The following is an 18979-nucleotide window of genomic DNA, read 5'->3' as shown; positions in this document are numbered from 1 at the left end:
TAGTTTACGTCATGCCCTTCCCGAGCAGTTCCCGGGCGATGATGTTCTTCTGGATCTCGGTCGTTCCCTCGTAGATCTGGGTAATCTTTGCGTCGCGGTAGAACCGCTCGACGTCGAAGTCGTTGACGTAACCAGCGCCGCCGTGGATCTGGACGGCCTCGTCGGCCGTCTCGACGGCGACGCGAGAGGCCTTTTCTTTGGCCATCGACGCCAACTCGGTGAGCCGGTCGGCGTCGTTGTCGACGCTCCAGGCGGATTTATGCGTGAGCTGCCGTGCCGCCTCGATTTCGGTGAACATCTCGGCGAGCTTGTGCTGGATGGCCTGGAACTCCGAGATGGACTGGCCGAACTGCTCGCGGTCCTGTGCGTACTCCAGAGCGCGCTCGGCGGCCCCGCGGGCGATACCGACGCCCTGTGCGGCCACGCCGGTCCGGGTCTCGTCGAAGAACTGCATTATCTGGAGGAAGCCGGCCCCGCGCGTACCGACGAGGTTGTCCTCGGGGACGCGCACGTCGTTGAGGATGAGTTCTGCCGTGTCCGACGCACGGATGCCGAGCTTCCCCGTGATCTTCTCGGCCTCGAACCCATCGCGGTCGGACTCGACGAGAATCTGTGAGAAGCCGTTGTACCGCCCCTCCGCGTCCGGGTCGGTCTCACAGAGCACGACGAAGTAGTCGCCGACCGAGCCGTTGGTGATCCACATCTTGTTGCCGTTGATGACCCACTCGTCGCCCTCCTTGCGCGCCTGTGTCGACACCGACGACACGTCCGAGCCGGTGTCTGGTTCGGAGATGGCCGCGCCCATGATGGCGTCCCCAGTTGCCACAGGCTCCAGGTACTCCTCTTTCTGGGCCTCTGAGCCGAACCCGATGAGGGCGTCAGCACCGAAGGCGGCCGACTGGATGCTCAGGCCGATTCCGGGGTCGGCCGCGAACAGTTCCTCGGCGATGATAGCGTTGGTCAGCGTGTCGTAGCCTGCGCCACCGTACTCCATCGGGATGTTCGCGCCTGTCAGCCCCATCTCGGCGGCCTTCTCGACGATCTCTCGAGGGAACTTCTCTTCCGTGTCGTACTCGGTCGCGACGGGCTTGATTTCGTTTTCGGCGAACCGGGCGATCTCGTCCTGTATCTGTCGCTGCTCTTCTGTCAGTTCGAAGTCCATATGTGGTGTGTTGACGTGAAATGCATTAATGGTTTGTAATCCGAAATAAACTGGAGAGTGGTTTTCTAATGAGAGAAACGTTGAAGCCTCGGCCGGCAGTGGAACGATATGTCATGGATTTCGAGGATATTGACACTATCGCCGTGCTCGGTGCCGGGAACATGGGCCATGGAATCACCGAAGTGGCCGCCATCGCAGGCTACGACGTGCGGATGCGTGACATCAAAGACGAGTTCGTCGAGGACGGCTACGACAACATCGAATGGTCGCTGAACAAGCTGGCCGAGCGAGACCAGCTCACCCAGGAGGAAGCCGATGCGGCGCTTGACCGCGTCACGCCGCTGGTCGATGTCGAGGAAGCAGTCAGCGACGTCGACGTGGTCATCGAAGCCGTGCCGGAGAAAATGGAGATCAAGAAGGACGTGTACACGGAGGTCGAAGAACACGCGCCCGAAGACGCCATCTTCGCCACGAACACGTCCAGCCTCTCCATCACGGAACTGTCGGAAGTGACCGAGCGACCCGAGCAGTTCTGTGGGATGCACTTCTTCAATCCGCCGGTCCGGATGCAGCTGGTCGAAGTCATCTCCGGTGCACACTCCAGCGACGAGACGCTGGACGCCATCGAGGCGCTCGCCGAAGACTTCGACAAAACGCCGGTCCGCGTCCGCAAGGACTCGCCGGGGTTCATCGTCAACCGCATCCTCGTCCCGCTGATGAACGAGGCCGCCTGGCTCGTCCACGGCGAGGAAGCGACCATCGCCGAGGTCGACTCGACGACGAAGTTCGACATGGGCCTGCCGATGGGGTCGTTCGAACTCTCCGATCAGGTCGGTAACGACGTCGGCCTCCACGTCCTCGAATATATGCACGAAGTGCTGGGCGAGCCCTACGCCCCGTGTCCCCTGCTCGAGGAGAAAGTCGAGAACGAGGAACTCGGGAAGAAGACCGGCAAGGGCTTCTACGACTACGAGAACGGCGGCGTCGATATTCCGACCGACGCCGGCCGCGAAGACGTCGAGCACCGCCTCGTCGCCGTGATGGCAAACGAGGTCGGGAAGCTCGTCGAGAACGACGTGGCCCCCGTTGCAGACATCGACCAGGCCGTCCAGCTCGGCGGCGGCTTCCCGGACGGTCCCGCGAAGATAGCCGACAAGACCGGTCTCGAGACGCTCGTCGACACGCTTGAGGAAACCCACGAGGAGACCGGCGCGGAGCGCTACGCGGTCTCTGACGGCCTCCGAGAGGCCGCGGCGGAAGGTGGCTTTTACAGTACCGAGGACGAGGCTCCAGCGGAGTTCGATAATGTCACCGTCGAGTACCCCGGTGACATGGTCGGTCACATCGAACTCGACCGCCCACACCGGATGAACACCGTCAGCCCTGAGCTGATGGACGACCTCGCCGACGCCGTCGACCTGCTCGAAGACGACGACGAGGTGCGCGCCATCCTGCTGACCGGGGCCGGCGACAAAGCGTTCTCCGCCGGGGCAGACGTGCAGGCGATGGCCTCGAACGCGACGCCGCTGGACGCCATCGAACTCTCCCGCAAGGGCCAGCAAACCTTCGGGAAGCTCGAGGAGTGCTCGATGCCGGTCGTCGCCGGCATCGACGGCTACGCGCTGGGCGGCGGGATGGAACTGGCGACCTGTGCCGACCTCCGCGTGGCCTCGGAGCGCTCCGAACTGGGCCAGCCCGAACACAACCTCGGCCTCCTGCCGGGGTGGGGCGGCACACAGCGCCTCGCCCGCATCGTCGGCGAAGGCCGCGCCAAGGAGATTATCTTCACCGGCGACCGCTACGACGCCGACGAGATGGCCGAATACGGCTTCATTAACGAGGTCGTCGACAACGACGCCCTCCACGAGCACGCACTCGAACTGGCCAAAGACATGGCCGCCGGCCCGCCGGTCGCACAGAAACTCACCAAGCGCGCGATGCTGGCCGGCCGCGACGACATCGATGCCGGCCTCGAAGTCGAATCACAGGCTTTCGGTCATCTCATCGGGACCGACGACGTGATGGAGGGCATCAACGCGTTCATGGGCGACGGGGAGCCGAACTTCGAAGGGAAGTGAGGCGACCGTCGTCAGAGCTTCGCTCTGACGGAAGTGAGCCGGACTTCGAAGGCAAGTAATAGCGGACAGTCGCCCACCGGCTGAATACGTCGTATCTTTTTGACACACGCTACTGGAGCCTGCCGACTCACAACAGTCGTACGTCTGTGGTACGCATCCTCAGGTAGCGTTGATTTCGATGGGGTTAAATTGGTCCACCCGGAACGATTGAGTACGCTCGGTTGGTGTAGTCCGGCCAATCATCTTGGCCTTTCGAGCCGAGGACCAGGGTTCAAATCCCTGACCGAGCACATTACTGTCGCAACCAAATCAGTGAGCGGCTGCCGTGCCCGTTGTTCGACGCGTCAATATTCTGACCGGCCCGTACGTAGCCGCGAATTCAACCTCCGAGCTTCGCAGTGTCGCCGCTCTGTGTATTAATATTTGACAAGTATATGAGTAAAAGAACACATATTTATATATGTATATGAAGGCAGTAGTATATGAAACGGCGAACATACGTAAGTACGATCGGAAGCAGCCTCGCTGCACTCAGCCTTGCAGGATGTAGTGGGAGCGACGGGGGAGACGGAGACGGCGGAGACGGAACCAGTGAGTCGACAGCAACGCCGGAACCAACGTATGAAGTAGATCAAGAGGCACCGGCACGGCTGAAACTGCTCTCCGTGAATGGGCCAAAGGAGGTCGCGTTCGGTGACACCATCGAGGGTGACGTGACTGCCGTCAATGTCGGTGGTGAGCCGATATCCGGGAACGCAACCATAGAGTTCGTCCATTCGGAAGCAGCTAACACTGAGCCACAGACAGTCACCGTCAACGCTGACGGACTGGCGTCCGGCGAAGAAGTCTCGCATAGCTATCGTGTCGACGCCGAGTACGCCGGTGCTTGGGCGTTTGAACCGTCGTCGGACTTCTACGCCGTCGACGATACGGTCACGTCAACCGTGTCGGTCCTCCCGAAGCGGGGGAGCACTGGGGAAACCATCGAGCTTGCGAGCGGCGTTCAGGCCACAGTGTCTGATATGTCCTACGAACAGATGATCGCCTACGAGCTCCCCTCTGGCGAACGGGCTTTGGGCGATAACACTGTCCATGCCATTCGCGAAACGGTCTCAGATAATATCCTCCTGATTCTGAGCGTGACGTTCGAGAACGGAACTGGCGAGGCGAAGACGGTGTCGAAAGACGACTTTGTCGTTCCCGAATCGAGCTTCGTGAGCGAGTCGGCCGCAGGTCGTGACGGGACGAACGCAGCCGGGGAGAACATCAACCCAGGGCAGACCTACAGCGGCCATCTGATTTACGCTGTCCCGAAGGCCAAGATTGACAACCTCGCGTTCGGCATAAATCTCGCAGAAGGGAGTGCAGTCGCTGATATCGAAATCCCGCTTCAGTCGCCCGGTGGCTTCCCCGAGTTCGAACTGGCGAACATCGACGTTCCGCCGGAGGACGTCACGGGCGATGAAGCGATAGTCGAGATGGAGGTCGAGAACGTGGGCGACAGCGCAGGGATGTTCAAGTCCATCTTCGAGTTCAAGACGCCCGAGGAACCAGGCATACTTGCCGGCTATTCCGCAGATACGTGGTACATTGACTCTGATGGCCCCTACACGCAGCGGATTCCCGCTGGGGAAACCAGAACCATCGAACTGGTGACGGAACCGGACGCGGACAGGCGGTGGGACTACCGGACGACGCCATTCGGGGCAGAGTGGACGTTCGAGGCCGTGGAATAGGTGTAGATAGGGCTTTCTCCACGACCGAATCAGCGTGACTTCTCGCTAATCCGCCTCCCGAACGAGTCAACAGCGGTAGGTATTTTTCGGGCCCGAGCAACGGACCGACCATGCAAGCAGTCGTACTCGCGGCAGGCCAGGGGACGCGTATGCGGCCGTTGACAGACCACACACCGAAGCCGATGCTCCCGGTCGCGGACCGGCCGCTGGTGGCACACACCGCCGACACGGCAATCCAGGCGGGGGCCGACGAACTCATCTTCGTCGTCGGCTACGAGGCCGAGGCGGTCCGCTCGTACTTCGGCGACGAGTACAACGGCGTCCCGGTCAGCTTCGCCGTTCAGGAGGAGCAACTGGGGACCGCCGACGCTGTCGCCGCTGCGAGGGAGCACCTCGACGGTCCCTTCGCAGTCCTCAACGGCGACAACCTCTACGACGCTGCGAGTCTCAGCGGCCTCTTCGACGCCGCACCGTCGGTCGCCGCCTACCGCGTCGACGACCCCACGAGCTACGGCGTGCTGTCGACGGATGGCGACGCCGTCACCGGCATCGTCGAGAAGCCCGACGACCCACCGACGGACCTCGCAAACGCAGGAGCGTACGTCTTCCCGGCGGAAGCGCGGGACTGGCTGGACGTGCCGCTCAGCGACCGCGGGGAGCGGGAAATCACAGACGTGCTCGCGAAAGTCATCGAGGAGTCGACGGTCACGGCCGTCGAGGTGGACCGCTGGCTGGACGTGGGTCGTCCCTGGGAGTTACTGGAAGCCAACGAGTGGAAACTCGGGCAACTGGACCGACGACTCGACGGCGAGGTACGGGGCGATGCAGACCTGCGCGGCGAAGTCGTCGTCGAGGAGGGCGCAGTCATCGAGCCCGGTGTTGTCATCGAAGGCCCGGCGCTGGTCCGCTCGGGCGCACACGTCGGCCCGAACGCCTACGTCCGCGGGGCGACCCTTCTGGGGGAGGATACCCACGTCGGCCACGGCGTCGAACTCAAGAACACGGTGCTAATGGCGGGGTCGAACGTGCCCCACGTCTCCTATGTCGGTGACAGCGTCATCGGGCGCGAGGTCAACTTCGGCGCGGGAACGCAGGTAGCGAACCTCCGCCACGACGGCGACCCGGTCCGGATGACAGTGAAAGGCGACCGCGTCTCGACGGGGCGGCGGAAGTTCGGCGTCGTCGCAGGCGACGGCGCGAAGACGGCTATCAACACGAGCCTGAACGCCGGTGTCGTCCTCTCGTCGGACGCGACGACGACTCCCGGAGAGTCCGTCACGCGAGACCGATAGCGGGCATCTTCTATCGAGCGTCTGTTTGCGGTAACTACGTGTAGCTAGCCTTCTGTAACCGATTCGACATTCGTGTACGTTCGTGACGTTCAGTGCAAGTATGTGGGATTAAGTGGCGTGAAAGACACTCTCAACTAAGATGGTCGACCCGACATCAGATCACCACGAGAATATCGACGAGGACGAGGCACCGGAGTGTGCTACCTGCGGCGACGCTATCGCTAACGAAGTGACACACCGTGTCATCACATGGATAGAAGACGGCAGCGTCGAAACCGCCCACTTTTGCAACGAGGACTGCCGACTAGAGTGGCAGTAACACGTCTGTTCTAACTGTCTTCCGGACGGTGTACCGCTTTCCGGGTGCGTACCCGCGACTCCGGCCGTTCGGGTGCATCCCTTCGCTGGCAAACTCGCACGCTCTTTTCAGTCCACCTGCGCATCGATGTGGTGGACTGCTTCTGGTGAGAGCAGTCGCCCCGTTGGTAGTTCGACCCAGCCGTTTGCGAGCACGCGAACCGCTCCCTCGTGCAGGACTGTCTCTTGCTCGATATCGGCGTACACGATGGCGCTCTCGTACTCTTTGACGAACTGCTCCACGGCATCACCCCAGGCTGGTTCCGTCGAGACGACCATGTGATGGCTATCTCGCTCTCATGGCAAAGCTTTGGTGTGACAGGTTGCCACTCGTCGCCCCTTCTTCCAAAACCGTTGACGGAATCAACTCCGACAAACCAATTGAGTGTTAACATCCTGCACATATTTGGGCTGGCCTAGTGAACACTGCGGTATGACATGACTGCGGGCAATCACTCTGACTGGCGGACGGCCGAGGAAGCGCACACTGATGACGTCATCGGCGACGACACGCTGGGCGAAATGTTTGCCGCAAGCGCGGCCCGGAACGCCGACACGACCGCCCAACTGTACAAGGGTGGTGTCTACGACCGGTCACTGACTGGCGACGTGATACCGGCGGCTCCCGACGGCGACTACGCCGAGATCAGCTACGAGCGGATGCATCACCTGGTCAAATACCTGGCCGCAGGGTTCCGTGACCTCGGTGTCGGCCCGGACGCCCGCGTCGGTATTCTGGCCAACACGCGGATGGAGTGGGCGCTGAGCGACTTTGCCGTTCTGTCTGCGGGTGGGGTGGTGACGACCGTGTACACGGATTCCTCGCCGAAACAGGTGCAGTATCTGCTGTCGGACCCAGAGGCGAGCGCCGTCGTCGTGGAGAACGCCGAGATGCTGGACCGTGTCCTGGCTATCGAGGAGGACCTGTCGCTTTCGTTCATCGTCGTCATGGACGACATCGACGTGGACCGCGAGGACGTGTACACACTCGAAACAGTGTACAGGCGCGGCGAGGAGACGTTCAGCGAGTCGGCGTACCAGTCCTGGCTGGACGACCGCGACCCCGACGATCTGGCGAGCCTCATCTACACCTCCGGGACGACGGGCCAGCCGAAAGGGGTCCAACTCACCCACCGCAACTTCCGAGCGAACGTCAATCAGGCCCGCAGGCGAATCGGGCCACGACCGGACAAGCCGCCGGACCTGCCGACCGTCACCGCCGATACGCGTTCGATAGCGTTCCTCCCCCTGGCGCACGTCTTCGAGCGCCTCGCGGGCCATTTCTTCATGTACGCCTCCGGCGCGGCTGTGAGCTACGCCGAAAGCCCGGATACGCTGGCCGACGACCTCCAGACCGTCAAACCGATGACCGGGCTGAGCGTCCCCAGAGTTTACGAGCGTATTTTCGACAATATGCGAACGCAGGCCAGCGAGTCCCCGCTCAAAAAGCGGATTTTCGACTGGTCGATGGACGTGGCCCGCGACTACGCCCGGACTGACGACCCGGGACCGATACTCACTGCGAAACACTCGCTCGCTGATCGACTCGTCTACAGCACGGTCAAAGAACGGCTCGGTGGGAACATCGAGTTCATGGTCAGCGGCGGCGGGAGTCTCTCGAAAACGCTCTGTGAGACGTTCCTCGGGATGGGGCTGACGATACTCGAAGGGTACGGCCTCACTGAGACCTCACCGGTTCTGACGGTGAACCCGCCGGAAGACGTCCGTCCCGGAACCCTGGGTGCTCCGCTGACTGAGGTCGACGTTCACATCGATACCGACGTCGTCGACGCCAGCGAATTCGACGGCGTCACTGGCGACGTGGGCGAACTGCTCGTCGACGGCCCGAACGTCACGCAGGGGTACTGGAACGCGCCCGACGCGACGACGCGGGCCTTCACCGAAATCGACGGCACCCAGTGGTTCCGCACCGGCGACATCGTCGAACGGACCGACGACGACTTCCTCATCTATCACGACCGCCTCAAGGAACTGCTCGTCCTCTCGACGGGGAAAAACGTCGCACCACAGCCCATCGAAGACCAGTTCGCGACGAACGACCGGGTCGATCAGGTCATGGTCGTCGGCGACGACCAGAAGTTCGTCGGCGCGATAATCGTCCCGAACTTCGAGGAACTCCGCCGGTGGGCCGACAGCGAGGGCGTCGACCTCCCCGACGACCCCGAGGAACTAGTCGAGGACGACCGCGTCCACGCGTGGGTCCAGACTGCCGTCGACGCGGTCAACGAGGAACTCGAACGCGTCGAGCGGATCAAGTCGTTCGCGCTCGTCTCCCGGGAGTGGACCGCCGAGAACGACTTGCTAACGCCGTCGATGAAAAAGAAGCGCCGCAACATCCGCAGCGCGTACCGCGAGAAACTCGCAGAGATATACGGCGAACAGCAGGTCGAGGCTGTCTGACTGGTAGTCGTCAGTAATGCTGTCGCCGCCTCAGTCGGTGACGACCACGTCGACGGCTCGTTCTCGCGGCCCGTCGCAGTCGACGAGCAGCACGGACTGCCACGTCCCCATATCGAGGCCCCCGTCGCGGACGGGAATCGTCTCGCTCGGCCCCACAAACATCGCCCGGACGTGTGCGTCCGCGTTGCCGTCCAGTTCGTCGTGGTCCCACCCGCTGTCCGGGACGAGGTCCCCGAGTGCGTCACTGAGGTCACCGAGCAGCCGCGGCTCGGCCTCGTTGACTGTGATGCCCGCGGTGGTGTGGCGGACGAACACTGTACAGGTCCCCTCGGCGTCTTCGGGAATCACGTCCCGGACTCGGTCGGTGATGTCGACTACCGAGAGCTGGTCGTCAGTCGCGACAGTGAACCGATTCGTTGGCATATCTGCGCCCACGAGCGGACGGAACTCAAGCGTACCGCTACGCTCAGCGTCACAGGTCGGAAAACCCGGCCTCGTTCAAACTCCGCCCTTCAGGCAAGCCACTCGTCCGGCTTGGTGTTGTAGTCGATGTCAGTTGCTGTGAGGTGTTCGACCTCGGACCAGTCGACATCGGTGACAGTCACTTCGTCGCCGTCGTAGCGGATGCGCTTGCCGACCTCTTCTGGTTCGGGCTCGCGGTCGCGGCGCTTGGCGACCTCCACGTCGTGGTCGTCGAACTCCTTGACGATGGTCAGCAGGTTCACCGGTCGGCCCCAGAGTTCGAAGGTGCGCTTGAGCACTTCCTTGGCCTGGCCGATGTCGAGCATGACGCCGTTGTACTGATGAGCGAGCAGCAGTTCGTTGCGGTTCTGGTAGTTACCGTCCTCGACGACGACGGTGGGCTTCCCGAAGTTGGTGAACTGCAGCATGAGCTTCTTCTTGACGTCTTCGTGGTCCGTCGAGGTCACCCGGTAGTCACCCGAAGCGTGGGTGTACTCGTAGGTGAAGTAGTCGTTGTCGTCGACGAACTCCTGGGTGAGGAACTCATCGAGGAAGGTCACGTCGTTGTGGCTCTCGCGGATCTCCCGCATGCGCTCCCACCCGCGGGTGTAATCCACGTCGTCGAGTGCGTCTTCGACGCTGTCGTAGCGCGAATTGTCGAACATGTAGCGGGCGGTCCGCTCCAGTTCCTCCTGCCCAACCCGGGAGACGAAGCCGCGGTACTGGGGCTTGACCAGCGAGTAGTGGCGCTGGGCCAGCCCCTCGTAGGTCAGCACCTTCCAGGGGTACTGCTCCACGTCGAACTCGCCGTCGCGGGCCGCCGCCAGCCCGTCGCTATCGACCCGCGGGTCCTCGGGGTCGAGGTCGTCGAGGTGGTTCGGGACAGCAGTGAGCCACGCCGGCGGTTCGAGGTGGTCCTGTACCATCTTGTAATCGACACTCTCGTCGAAGTTCCGCCAGGTGATGCCCTCGACGCGGAGCAGGCGCTCGATGACCTCGCGGCGGTTCTCCGTGTTCTCGACGTACTCCCAGATCTCCAGGCCGAGGCTGTAAGGGTTCAGCCCGCCCGACCCGAGCACCTTCGACATGTGGTCGGAGTAGAGGATGAACTCGTCGTCGCCGGCGAACTGTTCGCCGGTCATCATCGTGGATTCCCAGTAGGAGTTGTGGTTGACGAACCCCGCGGCAGCGTACCGATGCGTCTCCTCAACGGAGATATCATACACATCTCCGGTGCCGGTTTCGACATCGACAATTTCGTCTGTCCACGATTCAGTTTCGAACCAGGCGAGTTCATCGAGGTACGTCGACAGTTCCGTCGCTTTTGCCTCGTATCCGAACCCGATTTCGTCGGCGAAGGTGTTTGCAGACGCACCGGTGAGATGGACGTGATAGCAGCCGTCCGACTGCTCCCGCCGTCGGCTCAGAACTCCGAAGTTCGTCAGTAGTAGCTGAACCCTTTTCGAGAGATCTTCGCTCTTTGTCGACAGGATCGCACCCTGCTCTCCGGCGTACCCATCGGCGTCGAATAGACCGCGAATGAATTCGGCGACCACCTGTTTCGGCGACCGCAGAATCTGGTCTGGGACCGTTTTTTCAGCAGCAGCGACACCAGTTGGGAGGTCGAATTCCTCAGTGAGCAAGTCACGGAGATTCTTCGAATACGCGTAGACTCGCCACCGTGACTCCTGCCGTTCGACCGTCGCTTCGATACCGAACAGTTCCGAGAGAAGCCCAGCGAACTCTTCCGCATGGGCCTGTTTACCGGATGTAAACCCGATATGGCGGGAATTCGACGGAACGTGTCCGTCTCCGATTAACAAACCGAGGAATCGCCCGAATAACTCATCAACGGTTTCAGGGATGCGGATCGACTCTCTGTTACTCAACCCAGCGTTACCGCCTTCTTCGTAGCCGTCGAGTGCGCGGTCGATAGCCTCAGCCTTTTCGGCGCTACCTGTACGCCGATACCGCATTACGGTCCAGACGGAGACACCCGCCTCATCAGCGACGTCATTCAGCGACGTGTATTCCGAACAGGTCCACTCGATTGGGACGTTCGTCTCGGGCCACGTCCCGTTCCCGCCAGTGACGGCGATTTCATCGCCAGTCTCCAGTTCATCAAGTCTGACCCAGTCTCCATCGGGCTGACGCACACGGTGATTGTTCGATCCGGTCAACTCGAACCCACGACGTGTCTCTATCGTCACGGTATCGTGGTCCGGGATAATGTTAGAGTCGTACACTTCGCGTGCTTGTTCACCATCGGAGACGGTGACATGGTCCGATACCACGTCCTCCATTGGAACTAACCCATCAGCCGTGAAAACCGGCGTCTCAGGGTCTACACAGGCCCAACCCTCGTTCATCACCTTCGTCATTTTCTGCGGCGCAAAGTAGTAGGCCTCCCGTCGGAGCAGTTCCAAGAGTTCCGTCTGCCAATCTTCCATCTCGGTCGCGCGTTCGGCGTCCCCGTCGTACTGCATGCCGTGTTTCCGGAGGAAGCCGAGCACGTCCTTCTCGGGTTCGGCGGGGAACGTGACGTTCTCGTCGTCGTCGCGCTGGGCGTCCAGCCACTCCTCGTCGAACACCTGCCGTTTGACCTCCTCGGAGAGTTCAAGATCATCCAGCTGCTCGGTCACGTCCGCCCCTTCAATGTCCTCGAACTCCTCGGGGACCGTCTCGACCGGGCTGTAGGGAATATGCTGGTCGATGTTGTCCTCCAGACAGAGGACGTGGTCGATGAACCGCTCGACCTCGGCCCGCTCAATGTCGGGGTCTTGCATGTACTCCTGGATGGTGTCGCCGTGGCGGGCGAGCATCCCGGCGGCGTCAGGGCCGCGGCGGCGGTCCTCGCCGGACGCATCGGTCGTCGTCCGGGAGGAGCCGTCGGTGAACATCCGGAACCACTCGTTGTTGGCGAAGAAGTCCGCGTGGGCTTCGACGTGGGTGATGACGGCCTTCTGGTCAGCCAGCGTGTTCGATTCCTGAAGGAATGCGTGGGCTGGGTCGTCGTTGTTGACGATCTCGAAGGCCTTCCCGCCGAGGAACTGGCCCTGTTTCTGCTGGCGGTCGTACTGCATTCCCCAGCGCCAGTGCGGGTATCGCTGCTGGAACCCGCCGTAGGCGATGAGTTCGTTCATCTCGTCGTAGTCGACGATCCAGTAGTTCACCGGGTACGGTTTCAGCCCGAGCTTTCTGGCGAGATTGCCAGCCTCCTCGACGGGTTCGTCGAGGTCGTCGGCTACGCGCTGTTTCGCGAATCTATCGTCGTTCATTGGTCCTCCGTGCTGAGTATGTCGTAGATGGCGTCCACCACGTCCTCCGGCGAGGAGACGTACGCGACCGCGACGTTGTCGGCGTCGCGGAAGGAGCGTTCGACCTCCTCGGCGTGGGTGGCGTTGATGGCGTTGCCGCTCGGCTGGGTTTCCACGTACGCGTGGAGGTTCGCCGGGATCTGTTCCATCAGCGGGATTACTTTCTCCTCGGTGTCGTTCGAGGAGTTCTCGCTGTCGCCCGCCGCGAACACGTAGCGGTTCCACTCGCTCCAGGGGTACTCCTCTTCGAGCACTTCGGCGGCGAGTTCGTACGCACTGGAGATGCGGGTGCCCCCGCCCGAGCGGATGCCGAAGAACTCCTCGCGCTCGACCTCCCAGGCGTCGGCGTCGTGGGCGATGTAGACGAACTCGGCGTTGTCGTACTTGCCGGTGAGATACCAGTCAAGCGGCGTGAACGTCCGCTCGACGAGTTCGCGCTTCTTCTGGCGCATCGACCCGGAGACGTCCCGGATGTTCACGACGACGACGTTCTTCTCGCGCTCCTCGACGATTTCGGGGTAGCGGTAGCGCTCGTCCTCGCGACGGAACGGGATCTGGTCGACGCCCTCCCGGCGGATGCGCTGTGAGGTCTCGACTTTTTCGACGTTGTCCTCCATCTCCTCGATGGAGTCCCAGACGGCTTTCTCGTCGGCAGGCAGTTCCTCGTAGGCGTCGTCGATCCACGCCTTCGAGACGGGCATGTTCCCCTCGCGGGTCCACTCGTAGACGGTGGCCGGCCCCCAGCCGTCGACTTTGAGTGCCTCGCGGACGTAGTCCTCGTCGAAGTCCATCGCGAGCTTGCGCTTGAGTCCTTTCTTGAACAGCCGCTCGAAGTCCAGCGTCGAGGAAGGGCCGGTCCGGGTGATGTCCGTGAAGTCGCCTTCCTTTTCCTCGATGACTTTCTTGCCCTTCGGTTCGAGGTCGAGCCCCAGTTGTTCGTCGAGTTCTTCGGCGAACTCCTCGGGGTCCATCTCGTAGTACTCGTGTTCGCCGCCCTCCTCGCCGGGTTCGCCGTCCTCGTCACCGTCGTCGCCGGGCTGGGGCTGTGGCTGGCCGACCGGGTCGCCCTCTTCGGCGCCTTCTCCCTGACCGACGCCACCCTGATCGCGCTGGTCGTACTCGAACTCAGGGAGGTCGACGATCTTGATCGGGATACGAACGGAGTCGCCCCGAGACTGGCCGAGGTCGCCGTACTGGATGAACTCGGCGAGGTCCTGTCGGCGCTCCTCGCCCACGTCGCGGTACCGCTCGAGGTCGTCTTTCAGTCCCATCTGTAACTCACCTGGCTCATAACGTGACGGCTCGTCAGTTCGGCCGACGCCGGCGTGTAGTCGAACATCTCTACCATGTTATCCAGCGTCTTGTCCTTGAGGCGGGCCGTCTCGGTGCCGGACGGGGGGTTGTCCCACAGCCCGGGCTCGAAGTCCGCGTAGGTCCGCTGGATGTCGTCCCAGTCGTAGCTCCCGAGGACGGTGTTGATGACCGGAATCTCCTTGGGGTTGACGTCGCCGACGCGGAACTCCTCGTCGCGGCGCTGCCACGCGTGGCGGTTCAGGGCGGTGATGATTTTGTCGGTGCGGAACTGCTCGACGGCGTGGTCGGGCTCGTTGCCGTCGTAGTTCTTCTCGTCGAAGCGGCCCAGGTGTTCGATCTCGAACACCTTCATCTTCAGCGGGTCCGGGTCGACGAGTTCGCCCCGCTCGTTTTCGATCTGGTCGTCGGACTCCCAGGCGTAGACCTGTTCGATGTACTCTTCGACGGTCGCCTCGTCGACGCGCTTGTCCCGCATCATCGCGTCGAGCACGTCCTGTTCCTGCTGGCCGAAGATGTAGTTCTTGACAGTCACAACACGCTCCTCGTACTCGGTAGCCTCACCAGTGGAGAACACGGGGGCATCCACCAGTCCCTCGGCGACGGCGTTGAGCACGTCTCGGGGCATCAGAACGTGTTCGACCGGGAGGTCGGGATGGTGGCGGTCCTGTGGTTCGTGCAGCAGGTCGGCGATGATATCGCGGACGTAGGTGACCGGAATACCGTGGTCGCCGTCCTCGGCGGTGGTCTCCAGATCGTAGTCGTCGATGTCGACGCGCTCGTCGCCCTCCATCAGGTAGCCCCGGTCGAACAGCAGCGCTTTGTCGACGAGGTCCAGCCCGGTCGGGATTTCGGCGCTATCGAGCCGCGAGACGACGGCGTACAGCGCCGCGGACTCGATTGTGTGTGGGGCCAGCTCCTTGTCGGTCGCCGACTCGACTTCGTCCCGAACCGAGATGGTCAGTGGCTCCTGAATCCACGTCTCTAGTTCGTCCCAGGTCTCGGGGTCCCACACCTGCGTCTCGTTGGTCAGCTCCCGCCGCAGGAGCTGGGCTTCGAGCGAGAGGTTCGTCAGGTACGTGAACTCGTGTTTGTCCAACCGGCGTTTCAGCGCCTTCAGCGGGTCCTGACCCTCGCGGTCGGCGTGTTTGTTGAGCTGGGCCTCTAGGTCCGGGTTCGAGATGATGATGAGCTGGGTGTCCACGTCCATCCCGATGCCTTTGTCGAGTTTGACGTGAGACTCGTCGGGCACGTTCAGCAGCTTCTGGAGCAGGTCAGCGTGCTGGGCGGCGTCCTCGACGACGGTCAGCAGGCCGTTGCCCTGGGAGAGGACGCCGTCGTAGCTAAACGCCTGTGGGTTCTTGCGCCCCCGCGAATCCAGTTCGCGGAGCATGCCGTGCATCCACGAGCCGACGAGCCGCTCCTTGGGCGTGCCATCGTCCTCGGAGTGCAGGATGCCGATGCCGTGGCCCACGTCCACGACGAAGTTCTTCACACGGAGGTGAGCGGGCTGGGTGACCGCCGAGAACAGGTCCGTCTCGCCCTGCCGGCGGTACTGTTCTTCGAGGAAGTCGTAGGCCTCCCTCGAGAACGGGTCGAGTTCGCCGTCGACGCGGATCGGGATGTGGTCGTCGAGGCGCTCGTTGACCTCGGCGAGCAGATCGGTGCGGACGTCGTCGGGGAACACCGTCAGCGGGTGGGCCTGGACGGGGCTCTCGTACCAGTCGTCCTCGTCCCCGACGGCCGCGTTCCCGTAGGTCATGCTGGTGGCGTTGCCGCCGGCCCCGGCGACGTTCCACTCGACGGTGTAGCGCCGCCCCTCGGGCGTCTTCGAGTACTCCCGCAGGCCGTTGATGAGACAGCGTTTGAGCTCGGACTTGCCGGTCGCCGTCGGTCCTTCGAGCCAGATGATCTTCTCGTCTTTCCCGCGGCCCGCCGCAATCGAGCGGAGGTCGTCGACGAACGCGTTCAGGACCTCGGTGTTACCGAGGATGGCGTGTTCCCCGTCGTTGTGCGGGTCGTCGAAGAAGCGGTAGCGCTCCTTCTCCTCGCCCTCCTCGATGACGATCCGTGTTCCGGCGTCCTCGATTGCATCGAGCAGGTACTTCGAAGCGTGGGCTGCGACCTGGGGCGTTTCGAGGACGGTGTCGACGTACTCCGCGAGGCTCATCGGGGCCTCGTAGGCGGCGTCGAGTGACTCGTCCGCGCGGTCGATGTACTCCTCGCCGGTCATTACTCTTCCATCTCGCTTTTGGCGACCTCCGCGCCGGCGAACTCGAGGACTTCCTTGGCGCCCTCCTCGGAGTAGCCCTGTTCGATGAGGGCGTCGATCCACTGGTTGCGCTCCTCGTCGTCCATCTCCGAGCTGGAGACCAGCGCGGAGAAGTTGATGTTGTGTTTCTTGTCTTCCCAGAGCTTGCGTTCGAGGGCACGGCGCAGGCGGTCGTTGTCCTGTGGGTTGAACGTATCACCCTCGCGGGCACGCCGGGACACCCAGTTGGACACTTCCTGCCGGAAGTCGTCCTTGCGGTCCTCGGGGAGGTTGAGCTTCTCCTCGACGGAGCGCAGGAACTGTTCGTCCGGCTCCTGCTCGCGGCCGGTGAGTTCGTCTTCGACGGTCGCGTCGTCGATGTAGGCCATGACGTGGTCCATGTACTTCTCGCCCTGGCGCTGGATCTCGTCCATGTCGTAGGCCAGCGCGTGGCGCACGTCCTCGATGGCCCGCTCCTTGTACTCCTCGCGGACGAGTTCGAGGAAGCGGTAGTACTTGCTGAACGACTCCTCGTCGATAGAGCCGTGGTTCTCGAGGTTGCCCTCGAGGTGGTTGAACGTCGTCAGCGGCGAGAGGAAGTCCCGGCTGCGGTGCATCGAATCCATGATGGCCTCGGCGATCTCGTCGCCGATGAACCGCGGAGAGACGCCGTCCATCCCCTCGCCGATGTCGGCCATTTTCTCGGCCTCCTCGCGGAGCTTCTTCACGTCGACGTCGTCGGCCTCGTCGATTTCACCGTTGTAGGCTTTCGCCTTCTGTACGAGGTCGATGGACTCGTTGTCCGGCTCCTCGATGCGGGTGAGGACGCCGAACAGGCCCGCCATCTCTAGGGTGTGTGGCTCGACCTGGATGTCCGGCAGGTCGGCGTTGCGGAGCATCTTCTGGTAGATGTTGGCTTCGGCCTCGTACTGGAGGACGTACGGGAAGTCGATGCGCTTGGTCCGGTCGTTGAACGCCTCCATCTTCTCGTCGCCCTTCTTGTCCCGGTACTCGGGCATGTTCGTCCGGCCGACGATGACCTGGTCGATGTCGATGCGGGGGTTGTTCTTGGGCTTGATTGTCTGTTCTTGACTGGCGTGGAGGAAGTCATAGAGGAACTCCCGCTGGAGCTTCAGCAACTCCTCGCCAGAGAAGATCCCGCGGTTGGCGTTACAGAACGCCCCGGAGTAGTCGAACGCGCGGGGGTCGCTCTCGCCGTAGATGGCGATCTTCGAGTAGTTGACGTCGCCGGTGAGTTCGGTCTCGTCCTGGTTCTTCTTGTCTTTGGGCTCGAACGTCTCGATACCGCGGCGCTGGTTCTCGTCCGCGACGAAGCGGATTATCTCGATGTGGTTCTCCAAGACCGATTGGAGGTCGTCGTCGTACTCGGCCAGCAGCCGGTCCATGTAGAACTCCGAGGCGGGGTCAAGCGACTGCTCGTTCCGGATGGTGTAAGGCGCATCGAGTTCCGCGTTGATGTCCTCGATGACCTTGTCCCGCTGCTCCTGTGGGAGGAGCACGAGCGGGTCCTGGTTCATCGGCGACCGGACCACGTCGTCGGCAGGGTCCTGGTCGTGGATGACGTCACAGAGGTTCGTCCAGCGGAACGTGTACATCCGCCCGTCGTCCCGGCTGGTGTAATCCTCGAAGTAGCGCCGGACCTGCCGGTCGAAGTCAGACTTGCCCGACCCGACCGGCCCCAGGAGGAGTTTGATGCGCTTCTCGGGGCCGAGTCCGCGAGCGCCGGATTTGACCTTGTTGACGAACTCGTGGATCGCCTCGTGGATGACTCGCCCGTAGAAGGTGTTCTCGCCGTCGTTGAGCGGATCTTCGCTCGCCAGTTCGTACTCGACCACGCCGGCCTCCTCGTCGTAGGTCTTGCCGTAGTAGTCGAACATGTCCGCCACGCGCTGGTGGGCGTTGCGGGCTACCTTCGGTTCGTCGTACAACTGTTGTAGATACCAGTCGAACGTGTTCGTCTTCCGGAGGTCCGCCGGTATCGTGTCACGGTACTCCTTGCTCAGCGCTTCGAGTGTCTCTTTGTTCTTGCTCATGCTATCTCAGTAGTTCGTCGTGGCTGCAGGCGACCGCCGACTGTTGCGGGACGGTCCCGGGGCTGTGTGGCTACTCGTCGTCGGTTCTGTCCGCTGCAGATGTGACCGCGTACAGCCGCCGAATCACCCTTCGCTGCAGGGTGACGCGTGTGCCCTTCCATGGCTGACCTGCCGGGCGGAACACGGGGACTGCTCCGACCTGCTGTGGTAACGGGAGACAGTGTGGAACTGTTTCCGATACTATTTACCGTACGAACTCTGTTCGTATAAGAACTTTGCCCTCTTGTGGGTATACCGCCGATAAATTCCGACGCCGTGATAGGCCGAACACGGGGATGGTGGGCCATATGTATGTTAGCGTGCATCATTGGTTTCGAGTTGGATTTATATACTGTGTCGGTTGTCAACTGTTCTCTTCGGTGTGTCGGCCAGTGTTTAGCGCTGGATTGATGTGAATCTGTTGCTGGTTTGATTGGCGACTGGGAACGGCCCACACGATATTGTGGCTTGACGTATCGACGTTGCCGCCGTCAGCACG

General features: G+C 62.2%; 12 protein-coding genes and 1 tRNA gene. 6 read left to right on the top strand and 7 right to left on the bottom strand.

Going from position 1 to position 18979, the window contains the following annotated elements; all coding sequences use genetic code 11:
- Positions 1–4 precede the first annotated feature (4 nt).
- Positions 5–1162: an acyl-CoA dehydrogenase family protein gene (locus ACNO8S_RS07975; protein ID WP_064288166.1), complete on the bottom strand. Its 1158-nt coding sequence runs from the start codon at positions 1160–1162 to the stop codon at positions 5–7.
- A 113-nt stretch (positions 1163–1275) separates the two neighbouring features.
- Here ACNO8S_RS07975 and ACNO8S_RS07970 point away from each other — a divergent pair, with 113 nt between their 5' ends.
- The 5 genes from ACNO8S_RS07970 to ACNO8S_RS07950 all read left to right on the top strand — a co-directional run bounded on the left by ACNO8S_RS07970 (position 1276) and on the right by ACNO8S_RS07950 (position 6587).
- Complete coding sequence (locus ACNO8S_RS07970; RefSeq protein WP_191449347.1) at positions 1276–3240, top strand: 3-hydroxyacyl-CoA dehydrogenase/enoyl-CoA hydratase family protein; 1965 nt, start codon at positions 1276–1278, stop codon at positions 3238–3240.
- A gap of 215 nt (positions 3241–3455) precedes the next feature.
- Positions 3456–3530, top strand: a tRNA-Glu gene (locus ACNO8S_RS07965).
- Between the two features lie 192 nt (positions 3531–3722).
- Positions 3723–4976 carry a DUF4352 domain-containing protein gene (locus ACNO8S_RS07960; RefSeq protein WP_420182772.1) on the top strand — a complete coding sequence of 418 codons (1254 nt, stop codon included), beginning with the start codon at positions 3723–3725 and terminating at the stop codon, positions 4974–4976.
- Between the two features lie 110 nt (positions 4977–5086).
- Positions 5087–6268 (top strand): bifunctional sugar-1-phosphate nucleotidylyltransferase/acetyltransferase, encoded by a 1182-nt coding sequence (gene glmU / locus ACNO8S_RS07955; protein ID WP_420182771.1) that lies wholly within the window; start codon positions 5087–5089, stop codon positions 6266–6268.
- 139 nt (positions 6269–6407) lie between these two features.
- Positions 6408–6587 (top strand): DUF7576 family protein, encoded by a 180-nt coding sequence (locus tag ACNO8S_RS07950; protein WP_008308944.1) that lies wholly within the window; start codon positions 6408–6410, stop codon positions 6585–6587.
- Between the two features lie 107 nt (positions 6588–6694).
- Here the strand turns inward: ACNO8S_RS07950 and ACNO8S_RS07945 are convergent, their stop codons facing one another.
- Positions 6695–6904, bottom strand: coding sequence for a hypothetical protein (locus ACNO8S_RS07945; RefSeq protein ID WP_146418108.1), 210 nt, complete (start codon positions 6902–6904; stop codon positions 6695–6697).
- A 159-nt stretch (positions 6905–7063) separates the two neighbouring features.
- On the opposite strand from ACNO8S_RS07945, the gene ACNO8S_RS07940 reads away from it, so the two are divergent.
- Entirely contained in the window at positions 7064–9046 is a 1983-nt protein-coding gene (locus ACNO8S_RS07940) for an AMP-dependent synthetase/ligase (protein ID WP_129755219.1), read from the top strand.
- Between the two features lie 30 nt (positions 9047–9076).
- Here ACNO8S_RS07940 and ACNO8S_RS07935 read toward each other — a convergent pair whose 3' ends face one another.
- The 5 genes from ACNO8S_RS07935 to ACNO8S_RS07915 all read right to left on the bottom strand — a co-directional run bounded on the left by ACNO8S_RS07935 (position 9077) and on the right by ACNO8S_RS07915 (position 18441).
- Positions 9077–9469 (bottom strand): secondary thiamine-phosphate synthase enzyme YjbQ, encoded by a 393-nt coding sequence (locus ACNO8S_RS07935; RefSeq protein WP_014040498.1) that lies wholly within the window; start codon positions 9467–9469, stop codon positions 9077–9079.
- An 89-nt stretch (positions 9470–9558) separates the two neighbouring features.
- Positions 9559–12786: a SpoVR family protein gene (locus ACNO8S_RS07930; protein ID WP_050038142.1), complete on the bottom strand. Its 3228-nt coding sequence runs from the start codon at positions 12784–12786 to the stop codon at positions 9559–9561.
- The gene (locus tag ACNO8S_RS07925; protein ID WP_146418111.1) at positions 12783–14096 is read right to left on the bottom strand and encodes a YeaH/YhbH family protein; all 1314 of its coding nucleotides are present in this window, start codon (positions 14094–14096) and stop codon (positions 12783–12785) included. Before ACNO8S_RS07925 ends, ACNO8S_RS07930 begins: the two co-directional genes overlap by 4 nt.
- Positions 14087–16369 (bottom strand): PrkA family serine protein kinase, encoded by a 2283-nt coding sequence (locus ACNO8S_RS07920; RefSeq protein WP_191449344.1) that lies wholly within the window; start codon positions 16367–16369, stop codon positions 14087–14089. Before ACNO8S_RS07920 ends, ACNO8S_RS07925 begins: the two co-directional genes overlap by 10 nt.
- On the bottom strand, positions 16369–18441 hold the full coding sequence (locus tag ACNO8S_RS07915) for a PrkA family serine protein kinase (protein ID WP_014040494.1): 2073 nt from the start codon (positions 18439–18441) through the stop codon (positions 16369–16371). The genes ACNO8S_RS07920 and ACNO8S_RS07915 overlap by 1 nt, the downstream gene beginning before the upstream one ends.
- Between the last annotated feature and the right edge of the window lie 538 nt (positions 18442–18979).

Origin of the sequence: Haloarcula sp. KBTZ06, from assembly GCF_048595605.1 — an archaeon.
Taxonomy (GTDB): domain Archaea; phylum Halobacteriota; class Halobacteria; order Halobacteriales; family Haloarculaceae; genus Haloarcula; species Haloarcula hispanica.
This window is presented reverse-complemented; position numbering and strand designations above follow the sequence as displayed.

Bases quoted from the DNA above. Each gene is read 5' to 3' on its own strand.
- ACNO8S_RS07960 (WP_420182772.1), top strand. From the start codon at position 3,723: ATGAAACGGCGAACATACGTAAGTACGATCGGAAGCAGCCTCGCTGCA.
- ACNO8S_RS07940 (WP_129755219.1), top strand. From the start codon at position 7,064: ATGACTGCGGGCAATCACTCTGACTGGCGGACGGCCGAGGAAGCGCAC.
- ACNO8S_RS07945 (WP_146418108.1), bottom strand. From the start codon at position 6,904: ATGGTCGTCTCGACGGAACCAGCCTGGGGTGATGCCGTGGAGCAGTTC.
- ACNO8S_RS07915 (WP_014040494.1), bottom strand. From the start codon at position 18,441: ATGAGCAAGAACAAAGAGACACTCGAAGCGCTGAGCAAGGAGTACCGT.
- ACNO8S_RS07935 (WP_014040498.1), bottom strand. From the start codon at position 9,469: ATGCCAACGAATCGGTTCACTGTCGCGACTGACGACCAGCTCTCGGTA.
- ACNO8S_RS07930 (WP_050038142.1), bottom strand. From the start codon at position 12,786: ATGAACGACGATAGATTCGCGAAACAGCGCGTAGCCGACGACCTCGAC.
- ACNO8S_RS07970 (WP_191449347.1), top strand. From the start codon at position 1,276: ATGGATTTCGAGGATATTGACACTATCGCCGTGCTCGGTGCCGGGAAC.
- ACNO8S_RS07975 (WP_064288166.1), bottom strand. From the start codon at position 1,162: ATGGACTTCGAACTGACAGAAGAGCAGCGACAGATACAGGACGAGATC.
- ACNO8S_RS07920 (WP_191449344.1), bottom strand. From the start codon at position 16,369: ATGACCGGCGAGGAGTACATCGACCGCGCGGACGAGTCACTCGACGCC.
- glmU (WP_420182771.1), top strand. From the start codon at position 5,087: ATGCAAGCAGTCGTACTCGCGGCAGGCCAGGGGACGCGTATGCGGCCG.
- ACNO8S_RS07950 (WP_008308944.1), top strand. From the start codon at position 6,408: ATGGTCGACCCGACATCAGATCACCACGAGAATATCGACGAGGACGAG.
- ACNO8S_RS07925 (WP_146418111.1), bottom strand. From the start codon at position 14,096: ATGGGACTGAAAGACGACCTCGAGCGGTACCGCGACGTGGGCGAGGAG.